Source organism: Flavobacterium tructae (genome assembly GCF_002217475.1).
GTDB classification, from domain to species: domain Bacteria; phylum Bacteroidota; class Bacteroidia; order Flavobacteriales; family Flavobacteriaceae; genus Flavobacterium; species Flavobacterium tructae.
Genome location: NZ_MUHH01000017.1, coordinates 101027 through 116107 on the forward strand (window position 1 = coordinate 101027; position 15081 = coordinate 116107).

Below are 15081 nucleotides of genomic sequence, written 5' to 3' on the forward strand. Positions count from 1 at the left end.
TTAAAAAATTAGATTGTTTTTTGATTTTATCTTGTCAGTATCTACAGCATAAATTGCTGCAATACTTTCTATTTTGTTTAATTGCTGTTGAATTTCTGAAAAGTCAAGAGCCTCTTCGCTATTGTCTATTTTCAGGAAAAAATCTACTTTTTTGAATTCAGGAAGTAAATGAATTGTTGTTGAAACCTCACTTGTTTCATTGGAAAACAAATCTTGAGAATCATTTTTACTCACTGAAATGATCTCATTTTTATTCTGAATCAGATTCCATGAAACTGCTTTTTCGGAGTCATAATAATAAAATCTCGAAAAATTTGCCTCGCCTTCTTTAGTCTGAGCATGGATCTCGTTTTTGCTCTTACTTAAGTTTATCGGAAGGTTTTTATTGATAAAATAGGCCAATCTGTAATCTTCTAATGAAGTGTGAATTGCCATTAAATAATAATCAATTTCGTCAAATTCGTCTAAATCCAATCTATGAATAGCCATGTCATGAAAAATAAAGTGTAAATATACTATTTCTAACGGAGCATCAATAGTTAAGAAGTGTATGTTTTTGTTAAATTATAAACGAAAACGTTATAGCTTTAAGATAGTTACAAGTGTTTTGTAGCTATTTCTTGTCTATTTTTTCCTGAAATGCAAAATATGCCCTTTGTGAGGCTTTTTCTTCTGCTTTCTTTTTTGAGGTTGCTCTTGCTCTTGCAATGACTTTATCGTCTATGCTTAATTTTACGCCAAACAAACGTTGGCCATCAATGCCGTTATCTTCAAAAATGTCGTAATGAAAGATTCTTTTTTCTTTCTGACACCATTCGATAACCAAACTTTTATAGCTAATTACTTTTCCTTCAAGTCGTGCTATATCGACATAAGGAGTGATCACTCTTTTTTGAATAAATTTTTCGCAAAACGAATATCCTTTATCGAGATAAATAGCTCCAATAAGAGATTCAAAAATATTACCATGAATATTTTCGCCAAAATGCTGAATAGGAACTTTGCTTTCTACAAATCGAACGAGATTGAGGTCTTTGCCCAATTCATTCAAATGTTCGCGACTCACAATTTTCGAGCGCATTTTGGTAAGGTAACCTTCGTCGCCTTTGGGCGCTTTATTAAACAAATGTGCTGCGATAACGGCACTTAACATTGCGTCTCCTAAAAACTCCAAACGTTCGTAATTAATCGGATGCCCTGATTCGTCTAATTTATTGGAAGAGCGATGTGTAAATGCTTTCTTATAAAAATCGATAGAAACAGGCTGAAATCCAAGTATTTTCTGAATAGTGTCAAAAAAAATCCCGTCTTCTTGAGAACGGGATTTAGAAAATATTTTTTTGATAATATTCATATGCAGAAATTAGTCCACTAATTTTTTAAACAATACGCAAGCATTGTGTCCACCAAAACCAAAAGTGTTACTCATAGCAACATTTACCTCTCTTTTTTGAGGTTTGTTTAAGGTAAGATTCAATGAAGGATCAATGTTCTCATCCACTACAGTATGATTAATCGTTGGAGGTACAATTCCGTGTTGCATAGCCAGAATAGAAGCAATTGCTTCAATAGCTCCGGCAGCACCCAGTAAGTGACCTGTCATTGATTTTGTAGAGTTAATATTGATTGTTTTTGCATGATCTCCAAAAACAGCACTAATTGCTTTTAATTCCGCAACGTCTCCAAGAGGAGTAGAAGTTCCGTGTGTGTTGATGTGATCAACATCTTCAGGATTCATTCCGGCATCTCTTAAAGTATTTTTCATTACTGCAATAACCCCAATTCCTTCCGGATGTGGTGCTGTTAAGTGGTAAGCATCAGATGACATACCGCCACCGCCAATTTCACAGTAAATTTTTGCTCCTCTTGCTTTTGCATGTTCGTAATCTTCAAGAACTAATGCTCCGGCTCCTTCTCCTAATACAAAACCGTCTCTGGTTCCGTCAAAAGGTCTTGAAGCTGTTTCAGGGCTTTCGTTTCTTGTTGATAAAGCGTGCATAGAGTTAAAACCTCCCATACCTGCAATGGTAATGGCAGCTTCTGAACCACCGGATACAATAACATCACACATTCCTAAACGAATGTAGTTGAAAGCATCAATTAAAGCATTTGCAGAAGAGGCACATGCAGAAACAGTAGTATAATTTGGTCCCATATAACCGTTACGCATCGAAATGTGTGCAGGTGCTATATCGGCAATCATTTTAGGAATAAAAAAAGGATTGAATTTTGGTGTTCCGTCTCCTTTAGCATAATAAATTACTTCTTCCTGGAAAGTTTCCAGACCACCAATTCCTGCTCCCCAGATAACACCAACTCTTGTTTTGTCTATATTATCATTAGTAAGTCCGGCATCTTTAATAGCTTCATCGCTTGCAGCAACTGCATATTGAGCGAATTTATCTAATCTACGAGATTCTTTACGATCCATAAAATCTTCAATATTGAAGTTTTTTACTTCACAGGCAAATTTCGTTTTATGCTTCTCTGTATCATAATATGTGATAGGAGCGGCTCCGCTAACTCCATTCACAAGTGCATTCCAATATTCCTGGATATTATTCCCGATAGGAGTAAGTGCACCTAATCCTGTTACAACAACTCGCCTTAATGCCATAAATATGTATTTTGTACTTTAAACAAATAAAACCCACGCTTTCTTAACTGTACTGTTTACTTAAGAGCCATGGGCATTACAATATAAATATATCTTTTTGATTGAAAATCAATCGAAATTTAATTTTGAGAAAAAATAATAACACCCGATCCTTAAAAATTTCAAATTTTAAAAAACAAATACCAATAACTGGAGTTTGGAATTTCAAAAAATGGGGATTTTTAGAAATCGGGTGCGGTATTATTATTTTTTAGCTTCTTCGATATAAGAAATAGCTTGACCAACAGTAGCAATGTTTTCTGCTTGATCGTCTGGAATTTGAATATCAAATTCTTTTTCGAATTCCATAATAAGCTCAACAGTGTCTAATGAGTCAGCTCCTAAATCATTAGTGAAGCTTGCTTCTGTTACAACTTCGTTTTCGTCAACACCTAATTTGTCTACGATAATCGCTTTTACTCTTGATGCAATGTCTGACATAATCTTTAATTTTAGAATTTAATTTGTTGGCAAAAATAAAAAACTTTATTTTAAAACAACTATTTAGTTTATAAATGTAACACTAATTTATAAAATTAATTTCAAGAAAGACTTTTTAAGACTATTTATTTTCGATTTTTATTCCGTTTTTTGCAGTCTAAAAATAAATTGGATTATGAAAAAAATTATTGTTTTTGCCTCAGGATCAGGGACTAATGCTGAAAACATTATAAAGTATTTTGCGAGAACCAAAATTGCGAAGGTCGTTTCGGTTTTTACAAATAACGCTTCGGCAAAAGTTATAGAAAGAGCAAAAAATCATCAAATTCCAGTCGAAATCTTCTCTAAAAACGAACTTTTGGAGCGAAATGTATTACAAAAAATACAAGAAATAGGTCCGGATCTGATAGTTCTTGCAGGTTTCCTGTTGAAATTTCCGGAGAACATCATAGAGCAATATCCCGATCAAATAATAAACATTCATCCTGCACTTTTACCTAACTACGGGGGCAAAGGAATGTATGGAATGCACATACACAGGGCTGTAGTGGATAATAAAGAAAAAGAAACCGGAATCTCTATTCATTTTGTAAATGAAAATTATGATGAAGGCGGTATCATTTTTCAGAAAAGTGTGGCCTTAACCGAAGAAGATACCCCGGAAACTGTGGCTGAAAAGATTCACGAGCTCGAACAAAAGTACTTTCCGGAAATTATTTCGAGACTATTAGAGGATTAGACTTTAGATTTCTTAGACATAAGACTTCTTAGATTTTAATTTCAAATAATAAAAATTTAAGAAGTCTGGAATATAAAAATCTAAGAGATCCAAAAACAAAAATCTAAGTAGTCTAACAATCTAAAATCTAAGAAGTCTAAAAAAAAATGAGTCACGAAGTACATATATATACAGATGGTGCTGCAAAAGGGAATCCCGGAAACGGGGGGTACGGAGTGGTGATGGAATTGGTTGGAACTCCGCATAAGAAAGAATTCTATGAAGGGTTTCGCCTTACTACTAATAACCGAATGGAGCTTTTGGCTGTAATTGTGGGGCTTGAAAAGCTAAAAAAGCCCAATATGAAGGTTCTGGTAGTTTCAGATTCTAAATATGTCATCGATTCTGTGGTAAAGAAATGGGTCTTTGGTTGGGAGAAAAAAAACTATGCCGGTAAGAAAAACCCGGATTTGTGGAAACGCTTCCTGATTATTTACCGCAAACATCAGGTCGATTTTAAATGGATTAAAGGACATAACAATCATCCGCAGAACGAACGCTGTGATGAGTTGGCTGTTATGGCATCGATGCAGAAAAAACTTTCTGTAGACGTTTATTACGAAACCATAGGTTCAAAATCATAAAAAAAAACGCGTCGAAAACAATTCTTTCGACGCGTTTTTTGTTGTTAAAAGTATTACGGACTGTTTTTACTCTTTGTCTAATTCTTTTGCTTTGCTGAATCCGGCAAGTAAACCAACTCCTGCCATAATAAAAATAATAGAAGGATATACTGCTGAATCTTCCAGTGAAGTGTAGGTTGTAATCAGTAAAGCAACGAAAATCCCGACACCGCTTCCTATTAATAAGAAGGCCAGGTTTAAAACAAGAACCTTCCAGGTTGGAACGCCTTTTCCGCTTCCTTTTAAAAAGATACTGGCATCAACGCCTTTTTCTATAAGCGCTAAGCGCTCTCTGTTTCTGGTGGAATAAATAAGATAAATAATCCCGAAGATCATTAGAAACAGGCTTATTGGTACTAAAATTTCTGGTCCCATATTTTTTATTGTTTAATTGATTGATACTCCATAGGACGACAGCTTTAAATTTTAGGTTACAACTTTAGGTAAAAAAAATCAAAAAATAAATTCCAAATTCCAAAACATGCTGATTATGAGTTAATTTTGAATATTGAAACTTTGACAAAGCGCTAATGTATTCAATAATCAGATTTTAGAACTTGAAACCTGGAACCTGAAACCTGAAACTTGAAACCTGAAACTTGAAACCTGGATTTTGAGATTTATTTTAAAATTCTTGTAACCTGCAATAATAAACTGTCGTCCTATATAATATGAGTACAATACCGGATCAACATTATATCGATAGAATTTTGCGGGGCGAGACCAATGCGTTTGCCGTGCTGGTAGATCGCTATAAAAATATGATCTTTACTCTGGCGCTTCAAATGGTTAAAAACAGAGAAGAGGCTGAAGAAGTTTCGCAGGACACTTTTATTAAAATTTATAATTCGCTGAGTAAATTTAAAGGAGATTCGAAATTTTCGACCTGGGTTTACAAAGTAGCTTATAATACGTGTCTGGATCGTTTGAAGAAAAGTAAAAAAGAAGATCTGAATATTTCGATAGATGAATTTTCGGCACATTTAATTAAGACCATGGACAATGCTTTGAGTGCTTTAGAAGATAAAGAACGAAAGCAAACGATTCAGAACTGTTTGAATTTGCTGCCGGCAGAAGAGAATTTTTTATTGACTTTATTTTATTTCGAAGATCAGAGTTTAGAAGAAATTGGAAAAGTTATGGGAATTACAGCCAATAATGTTAAGGTGAAATTATTTAGAAGCCGACAAAAATTAGCTGTGATATTGAAAAAGCAATTAGAACCAGAAATAGTGTAATGTGATGAAAGAGAGCGATAAAAACATAGAAAATCTTATTGATAAAATGATGAGCGAAACCACTTTAGATTCGCCTTCAATTGATTTTACCTCAAAAGTAATGGCTCAGATTCAGGTAGCTGAAAAGAGTGCAGTCAAAGTGTATAAACCTCTGATTTCTAAATCGACCTGGTTTGTGATTGGCTTAGGTTTGATTGCTTTGATGGTTTACGCAGTATTCTTTGGCGGAACCAATAATAATCTGGAAATTGGAAAATCATATACGGATAAGATTTCGACGTTGTTTTCAGGAATACATTTATCTAAAAATGTTTTATATGCGATTTTAGTAGTTCCTTTTATGGTTTTGATTCAGGTTGGGGTTTTGAAAAATTATTTTGATAAAAAATATCAGGTATAAAACTGGTCTTAGTGTTGTAAATCAGTAAAAGCTTCAAAAGTATTTCGTAAAAATAAATCTTGTATTTTAAATCTGTAAAACATATTTTGACTTCCTAAAATATTATGGTGTAAGTATTTCATTTACAATTGTTTTGTGTTGAAAAACACTCTTGTTTATTTATGAAAATTTTGAGAACCTAAACCGTTGCAATATTGTAACTTATGAAGTATCTTTGCACCCTAATTCGAAATTCATAAAATGAATAAATTATTGATTGTTGGAACGGTTGCTTTCGACGCGATTGAAACTCCTTTCGGAAAAACAGATAAAATATTAGGTGGTGCTGCGACTTACATTGGTTTATCAGCATCTTTTTTCAACCTGCAATCGGCTATTGTTTCTGTAGTTGGAGACGATTTCCCTCAAGAACATTTGGATTTATTGACTTCAAAAAATATTGATATCTCAGGTATCGAAATTGTAAAAGGCGGTAAAACATTTTTCTGGAGCGGTTTGTACCACAACGATCTAAATTCCAGAGATACTTTAGTGACAGAACTTAATGTTTTGGCTGATTTCCAACCAAAAGTTCCTCAAAACTATAAAGATGCCGATGTGGTGATGTTAGGAAACTTACATCCATTAGTACAAAGCAGTGTTTTGGATCAGTTAGAGAAAAAACCAAAATTAGTAGTTTTAGATACTATGAACTTCTGGATGGACTGTGCTTTACCTGAATTGTTAGACGTTATCAAACGTGTTGACGTAATCACGATCAATGATGAAGAGGCAAGACAGCTTTCGGGAGAATATTCATTAGTAAAAGCAGCAGCTAAAATCCAGGAATTGGGACCAAAATATGTGGTGATCAAAAAAGGAGAGCACGGTGCGCTTTTATTCCACAACAGAGAAGTATTCTTTGCTCCGGCATTACCATTAGAAGATGTTTTTGATCCAACAGGAGCGGGAGACACTTTCGCAGGTGGTTTCTCAGGATTCATTGCGCAAAGTGAAAACATTTCATTTGGCAATATGAAGAATGCGATCATCTACGGTTCAAATTTAGCTTCATTCTGTGTAGAGAAATTTGGAACAGAAAGGATGGAGAGCTTAAGCAAAGCTGAAGTAGCGATTCGATTACAACAGTTTAAGTCGTTAACTCAGTTTGACATAGAAATATAATGCCCAAAAGCCTCGAATAATAACGGGGCTTTTTTATTACGTTTATACACACAACTTACAACAACACAAAATACACAACACAATGAGCGACGCTTTAAAACACGAATGTGGTATAGCTTTGGTTAGACTTCTTAAACCGCTTGAATATTACAAAGAAAAATACGGAACAGCTTTTTATGGGATACAGAAAATGTACCTGATGATGGAAAAGCAGCACAACCGTGGACAAGACGGAGCTGGTTTTGCTAGCATTAAATTAGATGTGGCTCCCGGTGAACGTTATATCAGCAGAGTTCGTTCCAATCATTCACAGCCCATTCAGGATGTTTTCAAGCAAATCAACGAGCGTATTAATGAAGAGATGAGTTCTCATCCGGAATATGCAGACGATGTTGCTAAACAGAAAGCAAACATACCTTATATAGGAGAGTTGTTTCTGGGGCATGTTCGCTACGGAACTTTCGGAAAAAATAGCATTGAAAGTGTACATCCATTCCTGCGTCAAAGCAACTGGATGCACCGTAATTTAATTTTGGCAGGGAACTTTAACATGACTAATGTTAAAGAGCTTTTCGAAAATTTAGTAGAACTGGGTCAGCATCCGAAAGAAATGGCTGACACGGTTACTGTAATGGAGAAAATCGGACACTTTTTAGACAAAGAAGTAATGCAGCTTTATCAGGATTGCAAACTCGAAGGATATTCTAAAAGAGAGGCTTCTCCGGTAATTGCAGACCGATTGGATATTGCGAAAATTTTAGCCCGTTCTGCTAAAAACCTAGACGGAGGATATGCAATGGCCGGATTATTGGGTCATGGTGATGCTTTTGTTTTTAGAGATCCTGCAGGAATTCGTCCGGCATATTATTATCAGGATGATGAAGTGGTAGTTGTGGCTTCTGAAAGACCGGTTATTCAAACCGTATTTAATGTGCCTTTTGAAAGTGTACAGGAAATCGAACCGGGAAATGCTTTGATCATTAAGAAAAACGGAAAAGTTTCTATGAATCAAATCTTAGAGCCAACTGTTAAAAAAGCATGTTCATTCGAAAGAATCTATTTCTCAAGAGGAAGTGACGCTGAAATTTATCAGGAACGTAAAAATTTAGGAAAATTAATTTTACCTGCTGTTTTGGAATCAATTGACAGTGATACCGATAATACGGTGTTTTCTTATATTCCAAATACAGCTGAAACCTCCTTTTATGGTTTAGTTGAAGCGGCTCAGGATTTTTTAAATCAAAGAAAAAACAATTATATTTTAGCCAACAGAAACACACTTAATGCTGAGACTTTACAGGAATTACTGGCTGTAAAGATTCGTACAGAGAAAGTAGCGATTAAAGATGCTAAACTAAGAACCTTTATTACAGAAGACAGTAGTCGTGATGATTTAGTTGCTCACGTTTATGATGTTACGTATGGAGTAATTAAGCCAACGGACAATCTGGTTATTATTGACGATAGTATTGTTCGTGGTACTACTTTAAAGATGAGTATCATAAAGATGATGGATCGTTTGAAACCTAAACGTATCGTAATCGTTTCATCGGCACCACAAATTCGTTATCCTGACTGTTATGGAATCGATATGGCGAAACTGGAAGGCCTTGTAGCTTTTAGAGCGGCTCTGGCTTTGTTGAAAGAAAGAAATTTGTATCATATTGTTGACGAGGTTTATACGAAGTGTAAAGCTCAGGAGAATTATGTAGACACGGATGTTGTAAACTACGTTACGGCAATTTACGATCAGTTTACTCCTGAAGAAATTTCAGATAAAATAGCCGAAATGTTAAGCTCTCCTGAAATTAATGCCGAAGTAAAAATTATTTTCCAAAAAGTAGAAGATTTGCATATTGCTTGTCCGAAAAATCTAGGAGATTGGTACTTTACAGGGGATTACCCAACTCCAGGAGGGAACCGTGTGGTTAACAGAGCTTTCATGAATTTTTACGAAGGAAAAGACGCGAGAGCGTATTAATAAAATACTAACAAAAGGTTAAATTGTGCAGTTCATCGATTTTTTTTGCCGTTCGTCTTATTTGTTTGGTGAAATTGGAAAGCTGCAATACTTTTGAAATACCATAACATTAGTAGGTTAAGTTTATGGTAGATTTGGGGCAAAAAGGGTGGAAGTAATTCCACCTTTTTTATTGGAATAAACTCAAGTATTTCTAAAGTAAGATATTACATTCACTTTATCGGATATATTTGCCATTCGTCTAGAAAGTTTTTTTCATTCGAATAGCTGCCATACCTTTACAGAACCATAACATTAGTAGGTTAAGTTTATGGTAGATTTGGGGCAAAAAAGGTGGAAGTGATTCCGCCTTTTTTATTTTCTTTTTTTTAGAGAATAGAACAAAGAGCATAGAACAAAGAGAATAGAGTAAAGACGAAATATAACGACAAAAAAGACGAGTACCATTTGGCAGTCGTCTTTTTTTTTATTTATAATCTTTGTTCTATTTTCTTCTGTATTAAGAAGAATTGGCTTTTAACGACAAGAAAGTTGGATTCTAAATAGTAATATGACTCTGAATTAAGTCAAACAATACGATGGGTTAATTTTCACACATTTCTCTTTTTTGTAATTTTTTTATTACCCTTTCTTGCGGTATATTAGGACTCAATTAGAAGTGCAATGCTTCTTGTGTAAAGAATAGGGAAGAATAGGTTAACTCGAAAAAAAATGAATCAGGAACTTAAGGAGTCTTTTGAGGCAGATAATGGAAATTCAAGGGGTGTAATTCTAAAAGCAAAAAGAGGAGTCAGGCATTTACTTGTCCGGATTGTAATTTTGGCTATTATTGCCGGAGGGCCACTCGTGCTATTGTCGCTTCCTGATTTGAGTAATAGAAGTGAGTTTGAATTTCTGTTGCTTAGTATATTTGCTCCGATAGTATGGTTTGCTTATATGTTTGCTGAAACCATAGCTTTACAAATGAAGAAAGAGGAAGAATTGCGTAATATTAATTTGATATTATTTTTTATGGCACTGCTGATCTACATGCTGGTTATATCCAGTATTATGTAAATGAAATGTTTGAGCGAAATTAAACGATAAAAAAAAGACGAATAACCGTTAGGCCATTCGTCTTTTTTCTATAATCTTTACTCTATTTTCTTATTTCTCTAAAGCAAATCTTCTTGCAACTTCAGTCCAGTTGATTACGTTGAAGAAAGCTTCAATATAATCAGGTCTTCTGTTTTGGTAGTTTAGGTAGTAAGCGTGCTCCCAAACATCCATTCCTAAGATTGGAGTTCCATCACAACCTACTTCTGGCATTAATGGATTGTCTTGATTTGGAGTTCCGCAAACGTCTAATTTCCCACCTTTTTGTACGCATAACCAAGCCCATCCTGAACCAAATTGTGTAGCACCGGCTTTAGCAAATTTTGCTTTAAATTCTTCAAAAGTTCCAAAAGAAGCTTCGATAGCAGCAAGTAAATCACCTGTTGGTAATCCACCGCCATTTGGAGACATTACAGTCCAGAATAAATTGTGGTTGTAAAAACCTCCACCATTGTTACGAACTGCTGCATTTGATTTATCTAGATTGATTAAGATGTTTTCGATAGTTTTACCTTCTAAATCTGTTCCGGCGATTGCTGCATTAAGATTTGTTGTGTAAGCATTATGATGTTTTGAATGGTGAATTTCCATTGTACGGGCATCAATATGTGGTTCTAATGCATCATATGCATAAGGTAATTGAGGTAATTCAAAAGCCATGATATTATGATTTTATGATTTATAATTATTTATTCCAAATTTAGACATTTAACTTTGGAATTGGAAATACTATTTCGTTATTATTCCATTTAATTAATTGATAATTCGTTTTTCGGAATGCTAACGTATTGTAATTCTTTATTTTCCGTTGAAAGTAGTCATCGTGTTTTCTAGACCGGCGGTACCAAAAGATTTAATGATCTCTGAAGCGACTTCTAAACGTTCGGGCAATTTTGCTTTTTCTTCTTCATCCCAATCTCCCAAAACGTAGTCTACCTGTTGCCCTTTTTTGAATTGATCGCTGATCCCAAATCTAAAGCGGGTATATTGTTGGGTGTTTAAAACTAAATTGATGTTTTTAAGTCCATTGTGTCCTCCGTCGCTGCCTTTTGGTTTGATGCGGATCGTCCCAAAAGAAAGGTTTAGGTCGTCTGTAATTACCAGGATATTCTCTAATGGAATGTTTTCTTTGTCCATCCAGTACTTTACGGCTTTACCGCTCAGGTTCATGTAGGTATTTGGTTTGAGCAGAAAAAAAGTTCTTCCTTTAAATTTATATTCGGCCAAAGCGCCCAGTTTTACGGTTTCGAATGAAAGACTTTCTTTTTTAGCTAAAAAATCAAGTACTTTAAAACCTATGTTGTGTCGTGTATTTACGTATTCGGCACCAATATTGCCTAATCCAACGATTAAATATTTTTTCATATAATCAGTGTTCTCTTCTTTTTGGGTTGATGAAAACAGTTTTGTTATCCATTTTATCATGGTACAAAAATAGGGTTAATTAGAGAATGTGCCAATTTGTTAATTAGATAATTTGCTTTTAACGGCAAAGAACGGGATGCTGATGATGCGGATTTGAATGGGTCTACGCGGATTATTTTTTATCATTTTTATCATACCGACAAGATTGTTTGAAAACCTTTGCGCCTTTGTACCTCTGAACCTTTACGCCTCTTGTCTGATGAAAAACGAAACTTCTGGCTAGCCCTGACAGAAGCGGTATCCTTTTTAGCCGCTTTTTTTTGCGGATAAAAAGATATAGCGGATGGCAGGAGTGTCGCGTTTTATGAAAACGGGATTTTCTGCTTCTAAGAAAAAAAACAGATAATTAGAGAATTAGCTTTAAAGGGCTTCGACTTCGCTCAGCCGGACACACTTAATATTTGTCAAAAATGTCGGACTGAGCGGAGTCGAAGCCGTCCTGTAGTAAAAAAACTTAGAACCTTAGTATCTCAGCATCTCAGCATCTCAAAAAAAAAGCACCAACCTTTCGATTGATGCTTTGTATTTTGAATGAAAAAAATTATTTTTTCTTTCCTTTTGCAGGAGCTTTTGCAGCTTTTGCAGCCTCTTGAGCAGCTTTCATAGCAGCACGAGAGATTCTTACCTGACAAACTACAGTGTTGTCCGGGTGCATAACTTTGTACTCTGGTTTTCCAACTTTAGTAACATATAATTTGTTACCCATTTCAAGTGGAGTAATGTCAGCTTCAACAAAATCAGGAAGATTTTTAGGTAAAGCTTTAACTTTTAATTTACGTTGGTTTAAACGTAAAACACCACCTGCAAGAACACCTTTAGATGTACCAACGATTTTCACAGGAACTTCCATTGTGATTTCTTTATCATCAAATAATTGGAAGAAGTCAATGTGTAAAATTTTGTCAGAAACAGGGTGAACCTGAATGTCTTGTAAAACTGCTGTAAATGATTTTCCTTTTCCAAGCTCAATCACAACTGTGTGTGCGTTTGGAGTGTAAACCAAGTTTTTGAACGCTGCAGCGTCTGCTGAGAAGTGTACTGCTTGATTTCCTCCGTATAACACGCAAGGAACCGCTCCAGCATTACGTAAGGCTTTAGTTGACACTTTGCCCACGCTTTCTCTTTCTGATCCTTTAATTGTAATCGATTTCATTGTAAAAAAAATATAGTTATTAATAAATATTCTATGTTGCTATAAGCTTTAAGCTGTAGGCTTTAAGCTTATTATAAAGTAACTATTGGAGTGCTTACGGCTTATTGCTTAAAGCTTACGGCCAAAATTTACATTATAAATTTTCCACTGATGGAATTGTTGTGGTGCACCATGTGCATAACTTCGGCAAAAAGAGGTGCACAACTCACGACTCTTATTTTCTTTGATTCTCTTTTTAAAGGAATAGAATCGGTAACGATTAATTCGCTTAATTTAGAGTTTTCAATTTTTTCGTAGGCTTCACCTGATAAAATGGCGTGTGTACAAATGGCTCTAACGCTTAATGCTCCTTTTTCGATCATTAAATCTGCGGCTTTAGCTAATGTTCCACCTGTATCGATCATGTCGTCTACTAATATTACGTTACGGCCTTTTACTTCACCAATTAGTTCCATAGTGTCGATAACGTTGGCTGCTTTTCTTTGTTTGTAACAGATTACTACATCTGATTCTAGAAACTTAGAGTAAGCATATGCTCTTTTTGAACCTCCCATATCCGGAGATGCAATAGTTAGATTGTCTAACTTTAAACTTTCTACGTATGGTAAAAAGATTGTAGATGCAAATAAATGATCTACCGGTTTTTCGAAAAACCCCTGAATTTGATCTGCGTGCAAATCCATTGTCATTACTCTTGTCGCTCCGGCAGCATCTAATAAATTAGCTACTAATTTTGCTCCAATCGGAACTCTTGGTTTGTCTTTTCTGTCTTGTCTTGCCCAACCAAAATAAGGCATGACAGCTGTAATGTGTCTTGCTGATGCACGTTTTGCTGCATCAATCATAAGTAACAATTCCATCAAATTATCAGCAGATGGGAAAGTTGAACACACGATAAAAACACGTAATCCTCTTATTGATTCTTCGTACGATGGTTGGAATTCTCCATCACTATACTTCGACATCGTTACTTTTCCTAACGGAATTCCGTACTGTTCTGCAATTTTTTCTGCAAGATAGACACTTTGTGAACAAGCAAAAATTTTAGCTTCTGGTTCTAGGTGCGACATTTAATTTGTTGTTTTGTAGTTAGTTGTGTGTGCTTCGTTTTAACGAGGTGCAAATTTAGAAAATTTATTGGACACTGAAAGGAAAAAATTAAGTATTTTTATTAGAATTTTTAATTTTATTTTTTACATTTGCACCGTGTTAAAGGAATAAGCACAGTTATGACATCATAATAAACTTGTTCTATTGCGTTGAAATAATCAAATTTTGATTGTTTTTTCGTCTGCTAAGCCCGGATGGCGGAATTGGTAGACGCGCTGGTCTCAAACACCTGTGGGAAACCGTGCCGGTTCGACTCCGGCTCCGGGTACTTAAAACCTCTGAAATCAATTGATTTTCAGAGGTTTTTACTTTTTAGGGTGGTCGGAAAGGTGGCTAAATTCTAAACCACTTATCCTTAATTTTAGCAAATCAATATAAAAAATACTAGCAGAGGGTTAATTCATATATAATTTTTTAATTGGCTTTAATTCCATTTCAGGCATTAATGCTTCTGCTATTAAATATGCCAAAGGAATTATATAGGTTTTCTTTTTTGATAAAACATATTGCAATAGACTTCCTCTCACATTTATTGCTAGAGGGGCTGAATCCCTATAAGGCTCGGCTTCGCATATTTCTGGATTTTTTTCTACAACATGGATTCTACATGCCAATGGTCTTCCCTCGTATATACTACACTTATTTTCTATTAACAAAGGACATTTACATTTTGAAGTGTTAGCAATGTCTTGAAAATGGTTAATTAAATCATGTTCATCTAAAATTTTATTATTGGGAGTGTTTTTATTAAAAAAAATGAAATACTCTTTTAAGTTTTCTTTTATTTTCTCTTTTGTTATTTCATCAATTTTATTGACTAAGAAATCTTTGATTGCATCAATTTCAATATCTATTACTTCAATTGTCTGATAACAACAAAATGCACAACCAATTTTACAACAATTTTTTTGTTGCAATATAAATCGGTCAATTCCAGTCTTAACATCTTCGTACATATCTTTCATAATACACTTGTTAGCCCCTCTCTTGGGATTATTTATCTTGTACCTACAAATT

Annotated in this window: 17 protein-coding genes and 1 tRNA gene; 8 read left to right on the forward strand and 10 right to left on the reverse strand. The window is 34.8% G+C overall.

The window, feature by feature from the left end:
• The 4 genes from B0A80_RS05365 to B0A80_RS05380 form a co-directional block, all read right to left on the reverse strand.
• A complete protein-coding gene (locus tag B0A80_RS05365; RefSeq protein WP_017496944.1) occupies positions 1-489 on the reverse strand; it encodes an IPExxxVDY family protein in 489 nt (162 codons plus the stop codon).
• A gap of 124 nt (positions 490-613) precedes the next feature.
• Positions 614-1354 carry a ribonuclease III gene (gene rnc, locus B0A80_RS05370; protein WP_017496945.1) on the reverse strand — a complete coding sequence of 247 codons (741 nt, stop codon included), beginning with the start codon at positions 1352-1354 and terminating at the stop codon, positions 614-616.
• A 9-nt stretch (positions 1355-1363) separates the two neighbouring features.
• A complete protein-coding gene (gene fabF / locus B0A80_RS05375) occupies positions 1364-2617 on the reverse strand; it encodes a beta-ketoacyl-ACP synthase II (RefSeq protein ID WP_017496946.1) in 1254 nt (417 codons plus the stop codon).
• 243 nt (positions 2618-2860) lie between these two features.
• Positions 2861-3097 carry an acyl carrier protein gene (locus tag B0A80_RS05380; RefSeq protein WP_007137004.1) on the reverse strand — a complete coding sequence of 79 codons (237 nt, stop codon included), beginning with the start codon at positions 3095-3097 and terminating at the stop codon, positions 2861-2863.
• A gap of 175 nt (positions 3098-3272) precedes the next feature.
• Here B0A80_RS05380 and purN point away from each other — a divergent pair, with 175 nt between their 5' ends.
• Both purN and rnhA read left to right on the forward strand, forming a co-directional pair.
• Positions 3273-3836 (forward strand): phosphoribosylglycinamide formyltransferase, encoded by a 564-nt coding sequence (gene purN, locus B0A80_RS05385; RefSeq protein WP_089076675.1) that lies wholly within the window; start codon positions 3273-3275, stop codon positions 3834-3836.
• 146 nt (positions 3837-3982) lie between these two features.
• Positions 3983-4459: a ribonuclease HI gene (gene rnhA, locus B0A80_RS05390; RefSeq protein WP_070906155.1), complete on the forward strand. Its 477-nt coding sequence runs from the start codon at positions 3983-3985 to the stop codon at positions 4457-4459.
• 66 nt (positions 4460-4525) lie between these two features.
• Here rnhA and B0A80_RS05395 read toward each other — a convergent pair whose 3' ends face one another.
• Positions 4526-4873: a DUF6249 domain-containing protein gene (locus B0A80_RS05395; RefSeq protein WP_089076676.1), complete on the reverse strand. Its 348-nt coding sequence runs from the start codon at positions 4871-4873 to the stop codon at positions 4526-4528.
• 296 nt (positions 4874-5169) lie between these two features.
• On the opposite strand from B0A80_RS05395, the gene B0A80_RS05400 reads away from it, so the two are divergent.
• The 5 genes from B0A80_RS05400 (at position 5170) to B0A80_RS05420 (ending at position 10337) form a co-directional block, all read left to right on the forward strand.
• Positions 5170-5736, forward strand: a complete 567-nt coding sequence (locus tag B0A80_RS05400; RefSeq protein WP_089076677.1) for an RNA polymerase sigma factor — start codon at positions 5170-5172, stop codon at positions 5734-5736.
• A gap of 4 nt (positions 5737-5740) precedes the next feature.
• Positions 5741-6136 (forward strand): hypothetical protein, encoded by a 396-nt coding sequence (locus B0A80_RS05405; protein ID WP_089076678.1) that lies wholly within the window; start codon positions 5741-5743, stop codon positions 6134-6136.
• Positions 6137-6376: 240 nt separating this feature from the next.
• The gene (locus B0A80_RS05410; protein ID WP_017494535.1) at positions 6377-7300 is read left to right on the forward strand and encodes a PfkB family carbohydrate kinase; all 924 of its coding nucleotides are present in this window, start codon (positions 6377-6379) and stop codon (positions 7298-7300) included.
• Between the two features lie 82 nt (positions 7301-7382).
• The gene (locus tag B0A80_RS05415) at positions 7383-9281 is read left to right on the forward strand and encodes an amidophosphoribosyltransferase (RefSeq protein ID WP_070906152.1); all 1899 of its coding nucleotides are present in this window, start codon (positions 7383-7385) and stop codon (positions 9279-9281) included.
• 711 nt (positions 9282-9992) lie between these two features.
• Positions 9993-10337 carry a hypothetical protein gene (locus B0A80_RS05420; protein ID WP_070906151.1) on the forward strand — a complete coding sequence of 115 codons (345 nt, stop codon included), beginning with the start codon at positions 9993-9995 and terminating at the stop codon, positions 10335-10337.
• 90 nt (positions 10338-10427) lie between these two features.
• On the opposite strand, the gene B0A80_RS05425 is transcribed toward B0A80_RS05420, so the two are convergent.
• The 4 genes from B0A80_RS05425 to B0A80_RS05440 all read right to left on the reverse strand — a co-directional run bounded on the left by B0A80_RS05425 (position 10428) and on the right by B0A80_RS05440 (position 14024).
• Positions 10428-11036: a superoxide dismutase gene (locus B0A80_RS05425; RefSeq protein ID WP_017494539.1), complete on the reverse strand. Its 609-nt coding sequence runs from the start codon at positions 11034-11036 to the stop codon at positions 10428-10430.
• A 138-nt stretch (positions 11037-11174) separates the two neighbouring features.
• Complete coding sequence (pth, locus tag B0A80_RS05430; RefSeq protein WP_089076679.1) at positions 11175-11801, reverse strand: aminoacyl-tRNA hydrolase; 627 nt, start codon at positions 11799-11801, stop codon at positions 11175-11177.
• Between the two features lie 541 nt (positions 11802-12342).
• Positions 12343-12954, reverse strand: a complete 612-nt coding sequence (locus B0A80_RS05435; protein ID WP_017494541.1) for a 50S ribosomal protein L25/general stress protein Ctc — start codon at positions 12952-12954, stop codon at positions 12343-12345.
• Positions 12955-13082: 128 nt separating this feature from the next.
• Positions 13083-14024 (reverse strand): ribose-phosphate pyrophosphokinase, encoded by a 942-nt coding sequence (locus B0A80_RS05440; protein WP_017494542.1) that lies wholly within the window; start codon positions 14022-14024, stop codon positions 13083-13085.
• A gap of 228 nt (positions 14025-14252) precedes the next feature.
• Between B0A80_RS05440 and B0A80_RS05445 the strand changes: the two genes are divergently transcribed.
• Positions 14253-14332: transfer RNA gene (locus tag B0A80_RS05445), tRNA-Leu, on the forward strand.
• 127 nt (positions 14333-14459) lie between these two features.
• Here the strand turns inward: B0A80_RS05445 and B0A80_RS05450 are convergent.
• Complete coding sequence (locus B0A80_RS05450; RefSeq protein ID WP_123922196.1) at positions 14460-15029, reverse strand: YkgJ family cysteine cluster protein; 570 nt, start codon at positions 15027-15029, stop codon at positions 14460-14462.
• Positions 15030-15081: the final 52 nt, after the last annotated feature.

Excerpts from the sequence above, each read along its gene's own strand:
- B0A80_RS05365 (WP_017496944.1), bottom strand. The coding sequence starts at position 489 with ATGGCTATTCATAGATTGGATTTAGACGAATTTGACGAAATTGATTAT.
- rnc (WP_017496945.1), bottom strand. The coding sequence starts at position 1,354 with ATGAATATTATCAAAAAAATATTTTCTAAATCCCGTTCTCAAGAAGAC.
- fabF (WP_017496946.1), bottom strand. The coding sequence starts at position 2,617 with ATGGCATTAAGGCGAGTTGTTGTAACAGGATTAGGTGCACTTACTCCT.
- B0A80_RS05380 (WP_007137004.1), bottom strand. The coding sequence starts at position 3,097 with ATGTCAGACATTGCATCAAGAGTAAAAGCGATTATCGTAGACAAATTA.
- purN (WP_089076675.1), top strand. The coding sequence starts at position 3,273 with ATGAAAAAAATTATTGTTTTTGCCTCAGGATCAGGGACTAATGCTGAA.
- rnhA (WP_070906155.1), top strand. The coding sequence starts at position 3,983 with ATGAGTCACGAAGTACATATATATACAGATGGTGCTGCAAAAGGGAAT.
- B0A80_RS05395 (WP_089076676.1), bottom strand. The coding sequence starts at position 4,873 with ATGGGACCAGAAATTTTAGTACCAATAAGCCTGTTTCTAATGATCTTC.
- B0A80_RS05400 (WP_089076677.1), top strand. The coding sequence starts at position 5,170 with ATGAGTACAATACCGGATCAACATTATATCGATAGAATTTTGCGGGGC.
- B0A80_RS05405 (WP_089076678.1), top strand. The coding sequence starts at position 5,741 with ATGAAAGAGAGCGATAAAAACATAGAAAATCTTATTGATAAAATGATG.
- B0A80_RS05410 (WP_017494535.1), top strand. The coding sequence starts at position 6,377 with ATGAATAAATTATTGATTGTTGGAACGGTTGCTTTCGACGCGATTGAA.
- B0A80_RS05415 (WP_070906152.1), top strand. The coding sequence starts at position 7,383 with ATGAGCGACGCTTTAAAACACGAATGTGGTATAGCTTTGGTTAGACTT.
- B0A80_RS05420 (WP_070906151.1), top strand. The coding sequence starts at position 9,993 with ATGAATCAGGAACTTAAGGAGTCTTTTGAGGCAGATAATGGAAATTCA.
- B0A80_RS05425 (WP_017494539.1), bottom strand. The coding sequence starts at position 11,036 with ATGGCTTTTGAATTACCTCAATTACCTTATGCATATGATGCATTAGAA.
- pth (WP_089076679.1), bottom strand. The coding sequence starts at position 11,801 with ATGATAAAATGGATAACAAAACTGTTTTCATCAACCCAAAAAGAAGAG.
- B0A80_RS05435 (WP_017494541.1), bottom strand. The coding sequence starts at position 12,954 with ATGAAATCGATTACAATTAAAGGATCAGAAAGAGAAAGCGTGGGCAAA.
- B0A80_RS05440 (WP_017494542.1), bottom strand. The coding sequence starts at position 14,024 with ATGTCGCACCTAGAACCAGAAGCTAAAATTTTTGCTTGTTCACAAAGT.
- B0A80_RS05450 (WP_123922196.1), bottom strand. The coding sequence starts at position 15,029 with ATGAAAGATATGTACGAAGATGTTAAGACTGGAATTGACCGATTTATA.